Here is an 18,153-nt window from a genome sequence, read left to right as displayed (position 1 = left end):
TTTATTTAAAAGGTTATTGTAATAATTCAAAATTGTCTTTCAAGCGAATATCTGCGGATGAAGCTCCTAATTGCACTTCGAATGCACCCGGTTCAGGCGCCCATTCTAATTTGGCATTATAAAAAGCTAGTTTTTCTTTATCTACAGTAAACGTAATCTTTTGCGAAGCTCCTGCTTTTAAAAACACTTTTTGAAAATCACGCAACTCTTTTACCGGACGCACTACACTACCCACTTGATCTTTTAGATACAATTGCACCACTTCTTCTCCATCGAATTTTCCAGTGTTGGTAAGGGTAAAAGAAACTGTAATGGTTTCATTTTTTTTCATTACTTTTTTAGACAGTTGCAAATCGGAGTACTTGAAAGTAGTATAACTCAATCCGTAACCAAAAGGAAACTTCGGACTGTTTTTTAAGTCGATATAAGCCGAAACATAATTCGTAGCCGTTTCGTTCGGCGCTGGTCTTCCGGTATTGAAGTGATTGTAATAAATTGGAATTTGTCCTTCTTCTCTAGGAAAAGACATTGGCAATTTTCCTGAAGGATTGTAATCCCCAAACAACACATCGGCAATGGCATTCCCCGCTTCAGAACCCAACCACCAAGTATATAAAATAGCAGGCACTTGATCTGCTGTCCAATTAAAAATAAGTGGTCTACCCGCATTGATCAACACTACTACTGGTTTGCCCGTAGCTTGAATGGCTTTTACTAATTCTTCTTGAACTCCTGGCAGACGCAAATTGCTACGGCTTTTGGCCTCACCACTTTGATCTCTTCGTTCGCCAATGCTCAAAATCACCACATCTGCTTGATTGGCCACGGCAATAGCCTCTGCAAAACCTTTTGTATTGTCACCTTCGATGTCGCAACCTTTGGCATACAAGAGTTGTGTCTCTTTACCAACTTTATTTTGCAATCCATCCCACTGCGAAACAATCTCTTTGGTATAATCCAATTCGGGTAATTCTACGGACCAAAAGCCCATATTTTGTTTGTATTCTTTCACCAAAGGACCAATGAATGCAATGGTTTTGGTCGATTTTGAAAGTGGTAAAATTCCTTTTTCGTTTTTCAACAAAACAATACTTTTGGCCGCCATTGCTCTAGCCACTTTTCGATGTTCTGGATTGTTTAAAGCTTTTTGTTCGCGTTCTTCATTATTGAATTTGAACGGATCATCGAACAATCCCAACTCAAATTTCTTGCGCAGTATCCGTTTTACCGCATCATCAATCAAAGCCATTGGCACTTTTTTCTCTTTTACCAATTGTGCTAAATGATAACGATAGGCATTGCTTTCCATATCCATATCGCTACCCGCTGTAATCGCTGCCAATGCTGCTTCTTTATTATCTTTTGCATAACCGTGATTGACCATTTCGCCAATAGAGCCCCAGTCTGAAACTACGAAACCTTTAAAATTCCACTTCCCTTTAAGGATATCGCGTTGCAAATAGGCATTGCCAGTGGCTGGAATTCCGTTCAAGTCATTAAACGAATTCATAAATGTAGCTGCACCCGCATCTAAAGCCGCTTTGAAAGGAGGCAAGTAGGTTTCCCACAACATTCGATCACTCATATCTACCGAATTATAGTCGCGTCCGCCCACCGCAGCACCATAGGCCGCAAAGTGTTTTACACAAGCCATCACCGAAGTAACGTCTCCTAAATTTCCTTGAAAACCTTTAACTCTTGCATAAGCAATTTTAGAACCCAAATACGTATCTTCTCCAGCACCTTCCATCACACGACCCCATCTTGGATCTCTAGAAATATCGACCATAGGCGCAAACGTCCAGTGAATTCCAGCAGCCGCTGTTTCTATAGCCGCAATTCTTGCCGAAAGTTCCATGGCTTCTAAATCCCATGAAGCGGCTTCAGCCAAAGGAATAGGGAAGGTGGTTTTGTATCCGTGAATGACGTCTTGACCAAATAACAACGGAATTTTCAAACGCGATTGCATGGCCAATTCTTGGTATTGACGCGTATATTTGGTTCCCAAAATATTCAACATAGAACCGATTAGTCCTTGTTTGATTTCGGCTTTTTTGTTGGGATTAATGGTGATAGGGCCAGTAGCAGCATTATCACCTGTATATTGATTGAGCTGTCCTATTTTTTCTTCCAAAGTCATTTGTCGCAATAACGCCTCGACTTTTTGATCGATATTCTTGGATTGTGCAAAAACCAGCACATTGCACCCCAAAAATAGCAGTAGTATTACCTTTTTCATTTTTTTAGTACTTATTTAGTTGTGGAATAATCCACACATTCTTTTTATAATCGACGCTTCCTTTACTTTCTTCTTGAACAACTCTATCGATAATTTCAATTCCTTTTTGAGCCATATTTTCAAAAGTGTCGATGCCGTTGTTTGGGAATCCCATTCGGGTTCTGTGAATATTAAATTGATTTGAAAACTTTCGATTAAAGGCTTTTTCAATACCTTCTTTACCCAACATAAATCCTAATAAACCTCCCCAAGTAGCTGTAGGATTATCAGAATCCCAACCTGCTAATGTTCCTATCTTGATTGTTTCGACGATATTGCCTTCTCCATAAAAAAGGCTGATTAAACTCGAGGCGAAATTAATTCCAGAAGCAAAGCAGCCATTGCAATACCGATTCTTTGAAGTCATATCGTACCCGTCTTTTTGTTCGACTTGATAGCGTTGGTATATCTCATCTCGGGTTTGTTCCCAAGGTATGTTTTCCAAATACCTGCTTTTTACAAAATCATACATTTTGCTAGCATACGAATCTTTAGGAAGTTGCTTTTTCGAAACCTCAGCCATCCAAAGAATACTGTCCTTATTTGATTTTTTGGTATCAGCAACAGAAGCCAAAGCATACATAGACACATAAAAATTAGCAATCCATTCGGAGTCGTATCTAGCGGTATTTTGAATGGGAAGTTTGGCCATTTTTAGAGCAATGTCTGGTCTTGATGGCGCAAAAAAACCAAAAATTTCGGTGGTCAATTGTGCGTCAATCATTTCGTATTCAGGATTATTCTTTGGATCTCCAGTAGCGGGAGGAATCATTCCAAGTTGCATTAAATCAAATGCTTTTTGGTTGGAAACCCACAAATAATTTTCCTCTTCTTTTTTAATATGCCGCAACCATCCCTCTCTTATATCTTCGCCTGAAAGGATTGATTTTTGCTTGGTATAAAGAAGTTCTTGGTAGATATACTCGATGTCGGTATCATCATCGGAACCCCAAATGCCCTCAGGACCTACAAAAACAAAATCGATGTTTTTAGACAAATCGCTCGGCACACCTTGTCCCCAAATACTTGGCTGATCTGGTTTTCCCCAATCCAATCGGGTATAAAATTTACCCGTTTTGATCTCCCCGATATCGCCTATTTTGTCCATCTCGGTAACCAAACCTGTCCAATTGGCAATGCATTGTCCTAACCAAAAACCATAAAGTTTGTCCTTATAGTCACTTCGGGAAATGACCAAATCAGTAGCTTTAGGCTGAATCATTGAAACTAGAGATTTTCTTTTTTTAGTTTCTTTTTGATTTTGACTGTTTAAGGAAACACTCCAAAACAAAAGAAAAACAATTATAGTAATGGGGTACTTCATTTCTGTTTTTTCTTGTTAGCTACTAATTCTACATAAACTGGAAAATGATCCGAAGGATAGCGCAAGTCTTTAGCATCAGTCAAAACCGCATATTTTTGAACCGTCAACCCGCTATTTTTTGACAAAAAGATATAATCAATTCGGTCTTTCACCGCCACATCATAACGAAATCCATTAAAAGTTCCCTCGGGTCCAAAAGGTTTTTCTTGGGATAGTTCTCTGGCATCTTCCATCACTTTTTTCAATTCCAAAATTCTACTCTCGTTGGGAGTCGTATTGAAATCGCCCATAAAAATAACGGGGTAATTTTTAGTATTTAGCTCGGCTATGGTTTTTGAAATAAGCTGAATCCCTTTGGTACGAGCTTCCTGACCTTTGTGATCCAAATGCGTGTTGAATACCCAAAGGAATTGCTTACTTTTTTTGTCTTTCAATAAAACATAAGTACATACTCGGTTGCACGCAGCATCCCATCCCAAAGAAACCTGATTAGGCGTTTCAGACAACCAGAAGGTATTGGATTGTAGGAGATCAAATCGGTCTTTTTTAAAAAACACACAAGAGGCTTCTCCTTTTCCTTCCAATTCTCTACCAATTCCTACCTTGGTATACTCAGCAAAAACTTGCGTCAAATCGGTTACTTGATTGGGTGTTGCTTCTTGTACCCCAAAAACATCTGGGGCATAAAACTGTATTTGCGCAATCCAAAAGTCCTTTCGGTGCGACCAATCATTGAGCCCATCACTGGCTATATCCAAACGGATATTATAAGTCATCACTTTTAAAGATTGTGCCGAAACTGTTGTTCCAATCAACAGTACTAAAAGTCCAAGGATAATGTTTGCTTTGCTTTTCATCAGATAAAAGAATTTGTTTGTATTAATTGATTTATAAAACCGTTATAAGAGAGTACAATTAAACTTAAACTACCAGCAGTTATAAGTCCTCCAATAGACAAAAGAAAAGCAACAAAAAGATTGTGTAAAAATAAATCTGTTGCTCTTTTATAATAAGTACCTGTTTTTAGATTTATATTTTTTATAACTTGTGTGATATGTGTTTTAGGTTTATGAGTTTGAGTATTCTTATTGTTTGTAAGAAACGAATAATGTAATGATAATGCTAAAAATATTCCTAATAACCAAAAAACAAGACAAGTAAGATATTTCATTATAAATTTTGGTATTTAATAATGTTGTTAATTCGTTTTTCTATACTTGGATGTGTCATACCTCCTTTATCAATAAGATGGTCTGTGAGTATTGATATTTTTTTTAAAGCGTCAATCATTGTAGTGCTTTTAGTGTTTTTAGCACTAAATATATCTGCTTTATATTCAGCATTATGGCTTAACTTAGAAAAAAGTATAGCACCAAAAATCAATCCATTTAGACCACCAAAAATTGCAATTGCACTACCCTCACTAATCCTTGGTATTATGTTTTTAATAAATAAAATGAAATTTTCTCTAAACAATAAGAAAAACAAGCAGGAAAATGTAAGAAGTAAATAAAAGTGCAATAAATCATTGTTTTTATGATGTGCATATTCATGATATAAAATAGCATCAATCTCGTCATCACTACATTTGGCAATAATTTCACTACCTAAAACAATAACCTTATTCGTTGGGATTATTCCTACTGCAAAAGCATTTATACATTTTTTTTTAGTTGTATATACTGGAATGTTAACTCCAAATTTTTCCAATAATTGATTACTATATTTTGGTAATGGTTCTAATCTTCTATTTTGATTTTTTAGTATTGTAGGAAAGATGAGTACGAAAAAACTATTCGCCAATACCATAGCAATTACTTTGATTATAAAACTTATATACGGATACTCTAACGCAAACGTATTGTTGTCGTCAATACTATCTAGTCCCTCAAAGAATAATACAATGCTAAATAAATATATTCCAGATAATATAAAGTCAAATAAATTGAAAAACAATAGTTTATTTATAATTTTCTTTTTGATTTTCCCTATAAATAAATATGGGATATATAGTATTATAGCTTGTAATAAGGTAAAAATGATACTGATTTTTAATGCTTTTATAATAAGAAATGATATTGATTCATTCATTTTTTTATTTTTTTTTATAAATAATTAACAGACTAAATAATGCAGTTATTTTTTTGCAATATTTACTCTATTAATGTGTTAAATGGTTAATGAGTTAGTATGTACACGCCTCTGTACCTAGTACACAACCTACATAACCACCCCAAGGACCACCCAATCCAAGTACCCACAGCACCGCTAATAATCCAACCTGCTGCACCAACAGCACCTTGCCAAAATGTACCAACTCCAAGGCGATATGCAAGTTTTGCATTTTTTTAGGAATCAATTAGTTGGTTTACCTTTTTTTGGTAATTGCTTGTCGACATTTGACCAATTCCAAATAGATTAAGCCCAAGTAATGTGGCTAATCCTATTTTTTTTTTTTTTAATTTTTCTCATTTTTATATTTATTTGAGATTACACTTCTTCTTTCTAACAAAAATGTTACGTATACAAGTAATATCCAGTTTCTTTAATCAATTAATTGTAAACTCTAATATAATCAATTTCGAAAGTAGATGAAGTAAAATTAGGATCTACGTCTCCACCCCAAACGCCTCCCATTGCCAAATTGACAATCAAGTAGAAATTTTTATTGAATGGAAATTTATCTGAATTTTGAAACGTGTAAAACAACACATCATCTACATAAAATTTGATTTCGGAAGCAGACCAATTGGCTTTGTAAATATGAAACTCGGTGCTGCTGTTCGGTACTTTTATGGTTCCGGTATCAGGAGTCGCTCCAGAACGTCCAGGCGAATGCAGTGAGGAATGATTTTGATCCAAATTCTTTCCAACCGATTCTAGAATGTCTATTTCTCCACAAGCTGGCCATCCTACTGTTCCAATATTGGCGCCAAGCATCCAAACTGCTGGCCAAGTTCCAACACCAACTGGCACTTTGGCTCTGATGACAATCGTTCCATAGGTAAACTCAAATTTGCCATTGCTCTCGATTCTACCTGAAGTAAATTTACCTTTGCCATAATCTTCTCTATAAGCCGTAACTTTTAAAACGCCATTTTCAACGATTAGATTTTTAGAACGATTGGTATACGATTGCAATTCGTTGTTTACGTGCCCTGGATCCCAAACTTGAGTGTTCCATTTTGAAGGATCAGGAGCTCCGTTTGCGTTGAACTCATCAGACCAAACCAATTTTGATTCAACTTTTACCGTTACCGAAATAGTAGTATTGATGTATTGCGCACCATTATAAGCCGAAGCTAAAATTGTATAACTATTCGTGCCTACAGTTTTAAAAGCATAAGCATAATCGGTAGTGGTTACATCAATCACTTTGCCTTCAATCAATAGTTTGTATGAAGTAGCATTGGTCGCTTTGATTTTGAAATTAACTTTTCCGCTTCCGTCACCGGCAGGATTTTGCGCATCGGCACCCACAATAGTTGCGGTAACCGAAAGATTGGAAGGTGTTGGAATAACAGGCTCTTCAGAACCGCTACCCGAGCCACTACAAGAAAGAAAAACCAATAAAAACAAGCCCAAAACGAAACCTATTTTTGCATTAAAAGTGTGTATTTTCATCATTAGTTCATTATTTTAAATTGTAAATACGTAAAATGGATTCCTCCTTTTTCAAAAACGACCCGTACGGGTGTTTCCCCTTTTTCTAAAGCAATATTAGAAATCCTAACTGAGCTATACTTTTCATTATTCCCTGTAGCGGGAAGCAGAACACTTTCTGTTTTTTTGTTGTTCCCAAAAACCAAATGCACTTGCCCCTCTGTTGTGGCACTCGCATAAGTAATACTAACTGAATACGTAGCTTTCTTTTTGGAAGTTACAGTGTATTGTAACCATTCGCCCGCTTCAATAAATCCTACTTGAAAACCGTTGCTTTCTTTATTGTTTGAAGAAACAATATCAACGCCATCATTTCTTCCTATGAAACCTTTGTTGTACGGAGTAAACTTTGTCCCATCGATATTTTGAAAATCGGTATCATAATAAGCTACTCCTTGTGTGCCCAAGTCATAATGCGTGGCAGGAACACGAGCTGGAAGTAGGTGTTTTTTGAAAGCTTTTGCACTAGGATCTTGTACTTGTCTAAACATAGCATCTACCACATCTGGTCTAATAGTTACGTGCTCGAGCTTGTAATTATCTGCTAATTCCATTAGGACTTTTTTGGCAAAAGCTGGACTTGGTTTTGATTTTCCATCTTTCCAATACTCCAGTAATTGCTGGTAGCCTTGCGGCTGAATTACCGAAGTTACTCCAGCGATACTTTCTATTTTTTTCATTGGCCAAAAAGCCCAACCAATATTGTTTTGCTCTACTAGACTAATGGCTTCTTTGAACCAAACATTAGAGTTTTCACCACTTTCACCTAACCAAATAGGCACGTCGTATTGGGTTCTGTAATCCAACATCGTTTGAATGGAAGCTTGGTCATTGGTATTCCAATATTTATGAAAACTCAAAGCCAAGTTATCATCCCAAAGCGGGAAAATTCCGTTGTAGTTATTGCCCCAACAGTTGCCTTCGATAAAAATCAAATGGTTTTTATCAATGGCTCTAATGGCCTGAGTAGTCTCCATTAGCAAAGAGCGCAAAGGACCATTCGAAGCTTCGTCACAGCCATTGGCATTGGTTCCAGTAAAATTCCAATTGGGCTCATTGATAATATCATAGGCGCCCACCCAAGGATTGTCCTTGTAGCGTTCGGCTATTTTTTTCCAAAAAGCTATCATTTTATTGCGATTAGTAGCACTCTCCCAGAGCGATGGTTTTGACTCATCATAGTCTGATATTGCAGCATCTTTTCCTTGACCTCCGGGAGCAGCATGCAAATCTAAAATCAAATATATTTTATTGGCTTCGCACCATTTTAGTAAAGCATCGGTGCGTTTGAAACCTTCTTCAAGCCAGGTGATTTCACCATTTTTTTCATTTTCAATTGCGGGTGTATACAAATTGTAATGCATGGGCAATCGCACCGAATTGAATCCCCAAGCAGCCAAGGAATCAATATCCTTTTTGGTGATGCCATTGTCTTTGTAGGTTTGGTAAAATTTTTCGGTGGCCTCTGCGCCAATTACATCTAAAATTTTTTCCTTAATCTTATATTGTGGTCCAGCAAAATTGCCCGTTTTGAGCATGTACCCTTCTTGCACCATCCAACCTCCTAGACCTAAGCCTCGAAGCACTATATTTTGTCCTTTTCCATCCACAATTTTTTGATGGTCTCTATGCAAAAAGCCTTGAGCCCATCCGACTGTTGGTAGCCAAGCAAGAAGTATAAAAATTACTTTTTTCATTTTTATTCTGTTTTAAATAACCCTTTTAAAGTTTGATACTCTAAAAGGGTTGCGAAGAAAAATTACCAAACAAATGTAGCTACAGCACCCGCATCAAGTGTGGTGGTCACCCATTTTCCATTGTTTTTTATATTAAAAACTTCGTTAGTATTGCCATCGTTTTCTACAATCAAAACTTTTTTTCCTGCTGGTGTTTTGAAAGCCACATTGTTTAAGTTTCCTATTATATTACTGCCAATTCGAACGGAACCTGCAGGTACAAATTTAGAAGCATGGGCAATGATATAATAGGCAACATTTCGATCGAAAGATTCGCTAGAATTTATCGTTAAAGCACCTTTGCAAGTAGTACATCCGCCATTAGTGTGTGGTCCGAAAGAACTGTTATTGGCTAGGTTCCATTCCAATGCATTTTTACTCCAATTACGCATAGAGCCAATGATTACATTTTTTAAATGCCATTTTAAATCCTCTCCGAAATTACCATCTGAAGAAGTATATTGTTCTGTGAAATATACATTCTTGGTAGGAAAAGCATTGTAAATTGAAGAAAGTGCATTGATGTTTCCAGCATACAAATGATACGCAGATCCGTCTACAAATGGAGCTGCTCCTGCATCATTAAAAATAGTAGTGGCATATTGAATGTTATCGCAATTGTGGTCATAAGCAATGATCTTAGTCGTGATTCCAGCTGTTTTAAAAGCAGGACCTAAATTGTTTTTGATAAAATTAGCTTGTTCTTGCGCTGTCATTACCATACTTGGATTATTACCTCCGTGTAAAGGTTCGTTTTGTGGCGTAATCGCATCTATGATGATGCCCTCAGCTTTCATGAGTTGGATGTATTTTACAAAATAGTTTGCGTATACTTCATAATATTTTGTTTGCAAATTGCCACCAACGAAACTTGCTTTGTCTTTCATCCAAAGTGGCGCTGACCATGGCGTTGCTAAAATTTTGATGGCTGGATTGATCGCTAGGATTTCTTTTAAAAGAGCAATCACGCCATTTTTATCTGGGGCCAAACTGAATTTTGACAAAGCCAAATCTGTGTCGCCTGCAGGAAGATCATTGTAAGTGAATGGAGTAGCATTCATGTCTGACGCTCCAATACTGATACGAATGTAGCTCACGCCGATACTAGTTTCGGAAGCACCATATAGCTCTTGCAATACTTCTTTCTTCTTGGCAGGAGTCAGCTGGTTGATGACATCGGCACTCCCGCCCGTTAGTGTATACCCAAATCCGTCGATGATTTGAAAAGTTTGGGCGTCGTTTACTTCGATAGAAGGATAAGTATTGGGTAAAGTACCGAATGTAAGCACTTTGTTTTGTTTGGCTAATCGTACGGATTGATCGCCTTTGGTGAGCCAGTAATCGACCTCGTTTTTGCCTACTGGTGGAGTGGGAGTTGGGGTAGGAGTGGGAGTAGGATCTCCGCCATCGCTAGGTGATGAGCAACTGATTTGCATGGAGATAGCCAAAGCAAAAAGAAGGTAACGGATAATTTTTATACATTTAGATTTCATTAGTACTGTTTTTTATGGGTTATGATTACTTTTTGGAAAAATAGAGGGTCCTATAATGTTCCAAAAATTCACAATTGATAGCTGCCTAGCCCCGACAGGAGGGATAAGCAGCTGAGCCGGGGTTCGGCTCGGCTGCTTAGGAAGGATGGCGGGAACGTTGCCTACAGGTACTGCCTGATGTTTCGCTCCCAATGTCATTAAGTTAAGTGATTTTTGATTGAAGATTAACGATTTTTGATTTTTGATTTTAGAGTAAGTGAATAAAAATTAAATGCTTTTCAGTATGTTATACATCAGCAATCAAAAATCGTTACTCAAAAATCAGCAATCATTTTATCATTTAACCCTTAACTTAATAACATTGGTTTCGCTCTTTTTTTTCCTATTCCTGTTTTGCTGATATTAATACAGCAAGGTCTGGATACTATGTGGTGGTATTGTGGTTACGGTTTTCTCGGAAGCAATCATCAAATTGTAGGTGACTTCTTTGTCGCTTTGGTTCATGACCACGGTGACCATAGAGCCATCTGCATTTTGAAATGAAGTGCTGATTAGACTACTGCGGCTAGAGGCGGTGGCTACTCTGCGCGCTTGCGGGCGAATGAATTTGGCAAAATGACCAATATAATAATAAGACGGCGTGTAGATTAAGGCTCCCGATTGAGAGTCGGCATGGATGGGCGAGAAGCAAAAATTCCCCACGTGATTAGGTCCTCCTTTGTCGTCGAGGAGAATATTCCAATCGGTCCAAGCGACGGTTCCGTTATTAAAATCATGAATCATTGAAGCTCCATATCGTTCGGCGTTGGGCCAAAACTGGTATTTTTGGGTATCGAATTTTTCGATACAACCTTCGGTAAATATGAGGTTTTTGTCAGGAAAGGCTTCGTGTACTTTGCCTACATTTTCATACATGGAGTTGCCGCCAGACCAAGATTCGTACCAGTGAAATCCCATTCCCCAAGCGTACTTAGAGGCTTCGGGTCGGTAAAAATGACATTGGCTCTTTGGTTCATCAAATCGCGGTTGTGGTCCCAAACAATGATTTTTTTGCTGCCTAGCCCCTCTTTTTTCAAAGTTGGTCCTAGGTAATTTTTCAAGAAGTCTCTTTCGGCTTCGGCAGAGAAAACACAGGATTCCCAAGTTTGTACTGCCATAGGTTCGTTTTGAATGGTCAATCCCCAAATAGGCATTCCTTCTTTTTCGTAGGCTTTGATAAACTTAGCGTAATAATTCGCCCAAGCTTGGTAATATTCTGGCAAGAGTGTTCCGCCTTTTAGCATTTGCTTGTTGCTTTTCATAAAGGCTGGTGGACTCCAAGGAGAAACGTAGGTCACTATTTTTCCGCCTGCAGCTTGAGTGGCTTGCTTGATCATTGGGATTCGGAATTGTTTGTCATGCGCAATAGAAAATGTTTTCAAATCCTTATCGCCTTCTTCGATATAAGTATAGCTTCCACTGCTAAAATCAGAGCTATGAATTGTTGTTCTTAGCAATGAATAGCCTATGCCTTTTTGTGTATCGTAGTAAGCGGTTAAAAATTCTTGTTGTTTTTCTTTTGACAATTTGGCAAAAACTTCGGCACTTGCATCGGTAATGGCACCACCAATTCCCATCAAGGATTGGAATTTGCGTTGAGGTTCCACAAAAATGGAAATTTCTGTTTCTAGCGGTTGTGATGCTTTTGCAAAGACCAAATGGGCTGTAGGACTTAATCGCAAGTTGGTATTGGCTGCTGTGGTGTAAACGGTCACTTTTTTTCCAGCTGTTGTAAACACTTGTTTTTCTTTGGTTTCCTTTTGTTGTGCAAAAAGGGTTCCCATAAGAAGCAAACAGAATAGAGATATAGCTGATTTATTCATAGGTATAAATTTTATTTATTATGAGGCATATCGGTTATCGCCTTTTATGCATTTGGTGTTTGCTTGGACAAACTTGTTTTTGATGGCGATTCCGTTTTACTGTGTCTTGTTGTACGTATTTAGTAATCAGTTGTCTAAGTTGTGCTTTTTTTATTAAAAAATAGCCCATAATCATATGAAAATGAGCTATTTTAACCAAAATCAAAGCATAACTAACAATTTTTATTTTCCTCTAAACTCCACTTTAGAAATAGTGATTCCGCTAGGAGTAAAGGTGTTTCCACCACTTCGGATGACAAAATATATTTTACCCGTTTGATTAAACTTAACGGTATTAGAAATCACACCAACGGCATTTTTACACAGCCAACTGCTCAATTATGTATGATCAGCTGCGTTGTCAAAGTTGCCTCCTTTTACCGAATTCCCTTTTAATGGATCTGAAGTAGCTACAAAAATTTCTTTGGTCGTTACGTTTTCGGCAGCACCTCTTCTTGCAGCAATGTGTGTGATTTTGTAAGTTCGAGCATAAATGGATAAAAAAAAATGATTACAATTCTAGTTCTTTTAATACTAATTTATTATAAATGTAATCCATCAATAAGTACTAAATTTAATTTCATAAACTTTTAATTAGTGCTTATTGATGGATTAAATACAATGTTAATATCCAGGATTTTGGGCTAACAGTGCATTAGCATCTAATTTATCTTGAGGGATAGGCCATAAAAGTCTATTTTGGTTGATATTACTAGCATGTGGTAATAAATTTCCATTGCCATCTTTTTGTTTAGATAGAAATTCTATTGCTTTCCCCATTCTTTTTAAATCAAACCAACGATCGCCTTCGAAAGCTAATTCCATTAATCTTTCTTCAAGAATTTTATTAAATGCATCTGATTGGTTTGAAGCACTAATTGAAGCAATTCCTGCTCTTGTTCTTATTATATTAACTTGAGACATTGCTCCAGTAATATCTCCTTTATTAGCTAATGCAGCAGCTTTCAGTAATAAAATATCAGCTAAGCGAGCAATATAAAAATTTTGATTACCATTAGTATCTCTCATTTTATAACAAAAAGGATAGTTAGTTGAAGGCCAATAGGTGTCAGCCCAACCTACGTTTGCTCTTGTTATAGTTGATGCTACTCTTTGTTTATCGTTATTATTTGCATAAGCTTTAACTAAAGTATGGGAAGGAGCATTAAATTTTTTCCAATCTGTTCCTAAAAACATAAAAGTATTCCAAGCACCGATAGGACTACCCCATCCATCTCCGTTAATTTCCCAAATTGATTCCGAATTTCCTTCGTGAGCGTTGTCAAAAAGATGATCAAAAGTAGGTAATAGAGTGTAACCACCACCAATAACTATATCACAGTATTGGTTTACTTTTGTCCAATCAGGATTTGGCATAGTTGCATATACTTTAGCAAGAAGGGCGTTGGCAGCCATTTTGTTGGCTTTAAATTTATTAGAAGCATCTGGAGCTTTTTGAATTGCAACTTGGCAATCAGCGATGATTTGTGCATATACTTCGACAATAGGTTTTCTTGCTGGGAATAGAGCATTAAATGCTTCATCAAAGTTATCACTTGAAATTGAAAATATAGCTTCTTTTGCTATCGGACAGTCACCCCACAGTTGAACTGCTTGAAAATGATTCAGTGCTCTAATTAGTGAAGCTTCACCAATCATTTCGTTTTTTCTGGTTGCGTTTAAATCTGTAGCTTGATCAACGTAATTGATTACAATATTACAAGTATTGATATTGTTGTAAAGATCATTCCAGTCGCCTTTCATTTGTGAATTAGTTGATAACATTTGGTAAGCTTCATACTGTAAAACAGCAGGATTATCTGCACCAATATAAGCATTATCAGATTGTCCGTCTCCAATCAAGAAATAATCCAATTGCCAATAACCAGAACCAAAAGTTCCATATACTGCGTTCATTCTTTTTTCCGCATCAACGGCATTTTTTATTACTATCCCACCATTTAGAGAAGTTGCTTCTTCAGTAATAGGTTCTGTATCCAAATAATCTGAACATGATGTTAAAAAAATCAGCATCAATGCTGTGAATATTTTTAAATAATTTTTAAATAATTTCATAACTATATAGTATTTATATTTTAGTTCTAAAAATTGGCTTTTAACCCAAAAATAAATGTCTTAACTTGAGGATATGTACCAAGATCGATACCTTGACCAATTCCTGTAGCATTATTAAAAGCTCCAACTTCTGGATCAAAACCTTTGTAATTAGTTATTGTATATAGGTTTTGTCCTGTTAGATATAATTTTATTGAATTTAATTTCCAATTTTCTAATTTAAATTGATATCCTAGTGTGATAGCTTTTAATCTTATATATGATCCGTCTTCAATGAATCGGTCCGAAACGTGCAAGGTACTTGGGTCATTGGCTTTTGGAACATCAGTAATTTGACCCGAAGTAGTCCATCTATTTAACACTTCAGTTGATTGATTGTTGTAGTTATTCATTAATGTTAAATCCATTCTGGAAGCATTGTAAATATCTCCTCCTTGTGATCCTGTAATTAATGCATCTAAGCTAAATCCTTTATAGCTAAAATTATTACTTAAACCAAATGTAAAATTTGGATTGGGGTTTCCAATATTTGTTCTATCATCTGGTGTAATATTTCCGTCCCTATTAATGTCTTGATATAATAACGAACCTGTAGCAGGATCTACTTTGTCTACTTTATACCCATAGAAAGTTCCTAAAGCGCTTCCTTCAGTCAATAGAATTATGCTTTCTCCAATAGATGATAAATTTTGGAATGGTAATTTTTTAAGTAAACCTAATTTTACTACTTTATTATCATTGAAAGAAATATTAAAGTTAGTATTCCATTTAAAATCACCTGTAAAGTTTATTGTGTTTATACTTAACTCAAGTCCTTTATTTTCAATTTCACCGGAATTGTAGTAATACGGTTTTGAAAACCCTGGGAAATAGATAATTTGAAGTAAGTCTTTGGTGGCTTTTTTATAGATATCTGCTGTAAATTTTATTCTATTTTTAAATAATCCAAGATCTACACCGAAGTTAATATCAGTTGTTGTTTCCCATTTTAAATCAGGATTACCTATTTGATCTAATGTTGTCGTATTCGTTAAAGGATTAGTATAATTCAAATCGAAGCTAGAATAAGCTGGTAAACCTGATAAATTACCTGTTTTTCCCCAACCACCTCTAAGTTTTAATTCACTAATAGAATTTGACTCTTTCAAGTAATCTTCATTAGAAACAATCCATGCTGCTGAAATTGCTGGAAAGAAACCCCATTTATTACCTTTTGATAATTGAGAAGCACCACTTTGTCTAAATACTCCATTCAAGATGTATTTGTTGTTAATGGTATAGGTTGCTCTCCCAAAATAGGATAGGCTCCTTACTTCGTTTTCTCTTATTTCGAAAGATTGATTTTTTGCAGCATTAATATCGTAATGAGTTTGATCAACAGAAAAACCAGTTCCAGAATTTGCTTCTTTAGTATATTTGTTTTTTTGCATTGATACACCTCCTAATAAATTTAAATCTGAATTACTAAATTTCAATTGATAGTTTAAAGTGTTTTCAAAATTCCAATTATTATTATTATCAATTGTGTTGCTACCTCTTCCTTTGATAGACAAAGGATTGTCATTTCCATTTCGTCCCCAAACATTACTATAAGGGTCTACAAACTGAACATTATCGGATCTTGTTAAATCTAATGATACCATTGGTTTCCAAATCAGGTTATTCATAATGTTAACATCAAAACTAATACTGCTTAAATATCTATTTACAGCTGTTTTGTTTTGTCTAGATAATAAAGACACTGGATTTTCCCATCCTGATTGATAGGGGTTTTCGGCATATTGACCATTTTTGTATCCGTCTTTATAAGATCCATCAGTATTTGTTTCTCTAATATTTAGTTCAGATCCCCAGATAGGTAAAAATGAAGGGGTTACTAAAGCACTCATAATAGCACCACCTTGTCCTACACTATTGTTATCACTAATAAAAGAACCATCCGATTGAATGATATTCATGCTTACATCTGTTTTTAGCCAAGAATACAGATTTGCATTTATATTTATCTTGCCTGAAAATCGATTATACTTTGATGGTTTTATTATACCTTCTACTTTTTGATATCCTAGAGCTCCATAAAATTTTATTTTATCTGTACCTCCTGCATAGGAAAAGTTATAATTTTGATCAATACCTGTCTTCAAAATTTCATCTTGCCAATTTGTGTTTTTTCCTGCATATTTTGCATCATTTGCAGTTGTTAAATAATTGGGATTAATTTCAGTTATTAATGTTTTATAATCTGTTAAATTTAGAACGTCTACGTTACTTACCGCTTTTGAAAACCCTAAGTAGGAGCTAAATTGAAAATCATTTTTATTTGATTTTCCTTTTTTAGTGGTTATAATTACTACTCCAGAAGAACCATTCACACCATATATAGCTGTTGCAGTTGCGTCTTTTAATATGGATAAATCTACAATGTCTTCTGCATTTATGCCAGAAATATCTTTAGTTTGGATTCCATCAACAACGTACAAAGGTGAGTTTTCTGAATTTATAGAACTAAGCCCTCTAATTCTTACATCAAAACTTGAACCTGGTTTTCCCGAAGTTTGGACAACATTAATTCCTGCCGCATTACCCTGTATTGCTTGAGCAACAGATATGATAGGGCGATTTTCAAATGCTTCCGACTTAACTTTAACAACTGCATTTGTTGAATTTTTCATTCTCTGAGTTCCATAACCAACATTAATTACCACTTCATGTAAATCTTGAGACTGAGTTTTTAATTTGAAATCAATTTTGGTTCTACCGTTAATCAATTCTTGAATGGTACTGTACCCAATAAAGCTAACTACTAGTGTTCCATTAGATGGGGCTTTGATTTTAAAACTACCATCAAAATCGGTACTAGTGGCTACTTTTGTGCCTTTTACAGCTATTGTTGCCCCTGGTACAAATAGTCCATTTTCGTCCATTACTTTACCGTTTATTATGGCCTCTTGTGCAAAGCCATATAAAGAAAATAAGAGTGACGAAAAACAGAGAATAAATGTTTTTGTGAATTTCATTTTTCTAAAATTTAGGTTAATTATTTATTTAATTTTCAGCAATACTAAGGCTATTTTTTTGATATTCTCAATAAAAATTCCTTACAAAAACACATCAATTTAAATAAATAAACTTTATAAAAACACATCAATTTTATTTTAAAATATTGATTATATGTATTTTAAATATGTTTTATTGATATTTTTAAAAATTATAAAAACTAAAATAAACACTACATTTGTCTTAAAAGCTACATTTTTGTAATTTTAACAAAATATAAATAATGTATAACCCAGTTTGAGTATTTTTTTTAAGAAAATGAAAACGTTTTCGTTTTTATAAACAATTTTTACCTACGCTTACTTTTATGAGACATTTAAAATCTACCCTTTATGCCATTTTACTCTTATTTTACGTTTCGTCTTTATTAGGGCAAATAAAAAACATAGGATTACCCGATATTAAAAATTATACCCGAGCTGATTATAAAGGAGGCACTCAAAATTGGGGTATAGATCAAGATAAAAACGGAAATCTTTACTTTGCCAATAATGATGGTTTGTTTCAATTTGACGGTACGACTTGGAGAAGATTCAGGATGAAGAATTCTGAGGCGATTCGATCGGTTAAGATTGATGCAAGTGGAAAAATTTTTGTAGGTGGGTATAATGAGTTTGGTTTTTTC

The 18,153-nt window shown here is 35.5% G+C and carries 11 protein-coding genes and 2 pseudogenes; 1 reads left to right on the top strand and 12 read right to left on the bottom strand.

The features are described from left to right. Nucleotides 1-13: 13 nt before the first annotated feature. From BXU11_RS13905 to BXU11_RS13855, 12 genes and pseudogenes are all read right to left on the bottom strand, one after another. Nucleotides 14-2,239 carry a glycoside hydrolase family 3 N-terminal domain-containing protein gene (locus BXU11_RS13905; RefSeq protein ID WP_078212970.1) on the bottom strand — a complete coding sequence of 742 codons (2,226 nt, stop codon included), beginning with the start codon at nucleotides 2,237-2,239 and terminating at the stop codon, nucleotides 14-16. Nucleotides 2,240-2,243: 4 nt separating this feature from the next. Beyond that, nucleotides 2,244-3,602 carry an ADP-ribosylglycohydrolase family protein gene (locus tag BXU11_RS13900; protein ID WP_078212969.1) on the bottom strand — a complete coding sequence of 453 codons (1,359 nt, stop codon included), beginning with the start codon at nucleotides 3,600-3,602 and terminating at the stop codon, nucleotides 2,244-2,246. Continuing rightward, nucleotides 3,599-4,459, bottom strand: a complete 861-nt coding sequence (locus BXU11_RS13895) for an endonuclease/exonuclease/phosphatase family protein (protein WP_078212968.1) — start codon at nucleotides 4,457-4,459, stop codon at nucleotides 3,599-3,601. The genes BXU11_RS13900 and BXU11_RS13895 overlap by 4 nt, the downstream gene beginning before the upstream one ends. Next, the gene (locus tag BXU11_RS13890; RefSeq protein WP_078212967.1) at nucleotides 4,459-4,773 is read right to left on the bottom strand and encodes a stage II sporulation protein M; all 315 of its coding nucleotides are present in this window, start codon (nucleotides 4,771-4,773) and stop codon (nucleotides 4,459-4,461) included. The genes BXU11_RS13895 and BXU11_RS13890 overlap by 1 nt, the downstream gene beginning before the upstream one ends. Further along, entirely contained in the window at nucleotides 4,773-5,693 is a 921-nt protein-coding gene (locus tag BXU11_RS13885; RefSeq protein WP_078212966.1) for a M48 family metallopeptidase, read from the bottom strand. Before BXU11_RS13885 ends, BXU11_RS13890 begins: the two co-directional genes overlap by 1 nt. A 462-nt stretch (nucleotides 5,694-6,155) precedes the next feature. Beyond that, nucleotides 6,156-7,229, bottom strand: a complete 1,074-nt coding sequence (locus BXU11_RS13880; RefSeq protein ID WP_078212965.1) for a family 16 glycosylhydrolase — start codon at nucleotides 7,227-7,229, stop codon at nucleotides 6,156-6,158. Beyond that, entirely contained in the window at nucleotides 7,229-8,962 is a 1,734-nt protein-coding gene (locus BXU11_RS13875) for a cellulase family glycosylhydrolase (RefSeq protein ID WP_078212964.1), read from the bottom strand. The genes BXU11_RS13880 and BXU11_RS13875 overlap by 1 nt, the downstream gene beginning before the upstream one ends. Nucleotides 8,963-9,024: 62 nt before the next feature. Then, the gene (locus tag BXU11_RS13870) at nucleotides 9,025-10,494 is read right to left on the bottom strand and encodes a glycoside hydrolase family 30 beta sandwich domain-containing protein (RefSeq protein ID WP_078212963.1); all 1,470 of its coding nucleotides are present in this window, start codon (nucleotides 10,492-10,494) and stop codon (nucleotides 9,025-9,027) included. A gap of 402 nt (nucleotides 10,495-10,896) precedes the next feature. Continuing rightward, nucleotides 10,897-12,317, bottom strand: a pseudogene (locus tag BXU11_RS13865) (glycoside hydrolase family 30 beta sandwich domain-containing protein). Nucleotides 12,318-12,578: 261 nt separating this feature from the next. Then, nucleotides 12,579-12,701, bottom strand: coding sequence for a hypothetical protein (locus BXU11_RS18430; protein WP_255373943.1), 123 nt, complete (start codon nucleotides 12,699-12,701; stop codon nucleotides 12,579-12,581). A gap of 318 nt (nucleotides 12,702-13,019) precedes the next feature. Further along, the gene (locus BXU11_RS13860) at nucleotides 13,020-14,471 is read right to left on the bottom strand and encodes a RagB/SusD family nutrient uptake outer membrane protein (RefSeq protein WP_078212962.1); all 1,452 of its coding nucleotides are present in this window, start codon (nucleotides 14,469-14,471) and stop codon (nucleotides 13,020-13,022) included. 26 nt (nucleotides 14,472-14,497) lie between these two features. Continuing rightward, nucleotides 14,498-17,488: a TonB-dependent receptor gene (locus BXU11_RS13855; RefSeq protein ID WP_078212961.1), complete on the bottom strand. Its 2,991-nt coding sequence runs from the start codon at nucleotides 17,486-17,488 to the stop codon at nucleotides 14,498-14,500. A gap of 347 nt (nucleotides 17,489-17,835) precedes the next feature. Between BXU11_RS13855 and BXU11_RS13850 the strand changes: the two are divergent. Continuing rightward, nucleotides 17,836-18,153: pseudogene (locus BXU11_RS13850) on the top strand (regulator); the annotation flags it as partial.

Source organism: Flavobacterium sp. LM5 (assembly GCF_002017945.1).
GTDB lineage: Bacteria > Bacteroidota > Bacteroidia > Flavobacteriales > Flavobacteriaceae > Flavobacterium > Flavobacterium succinicans.
Note: the sequence above shows the minus strand (reverse complement) of the source record. Positions and strands in the feature narration are given on the sequence as shown.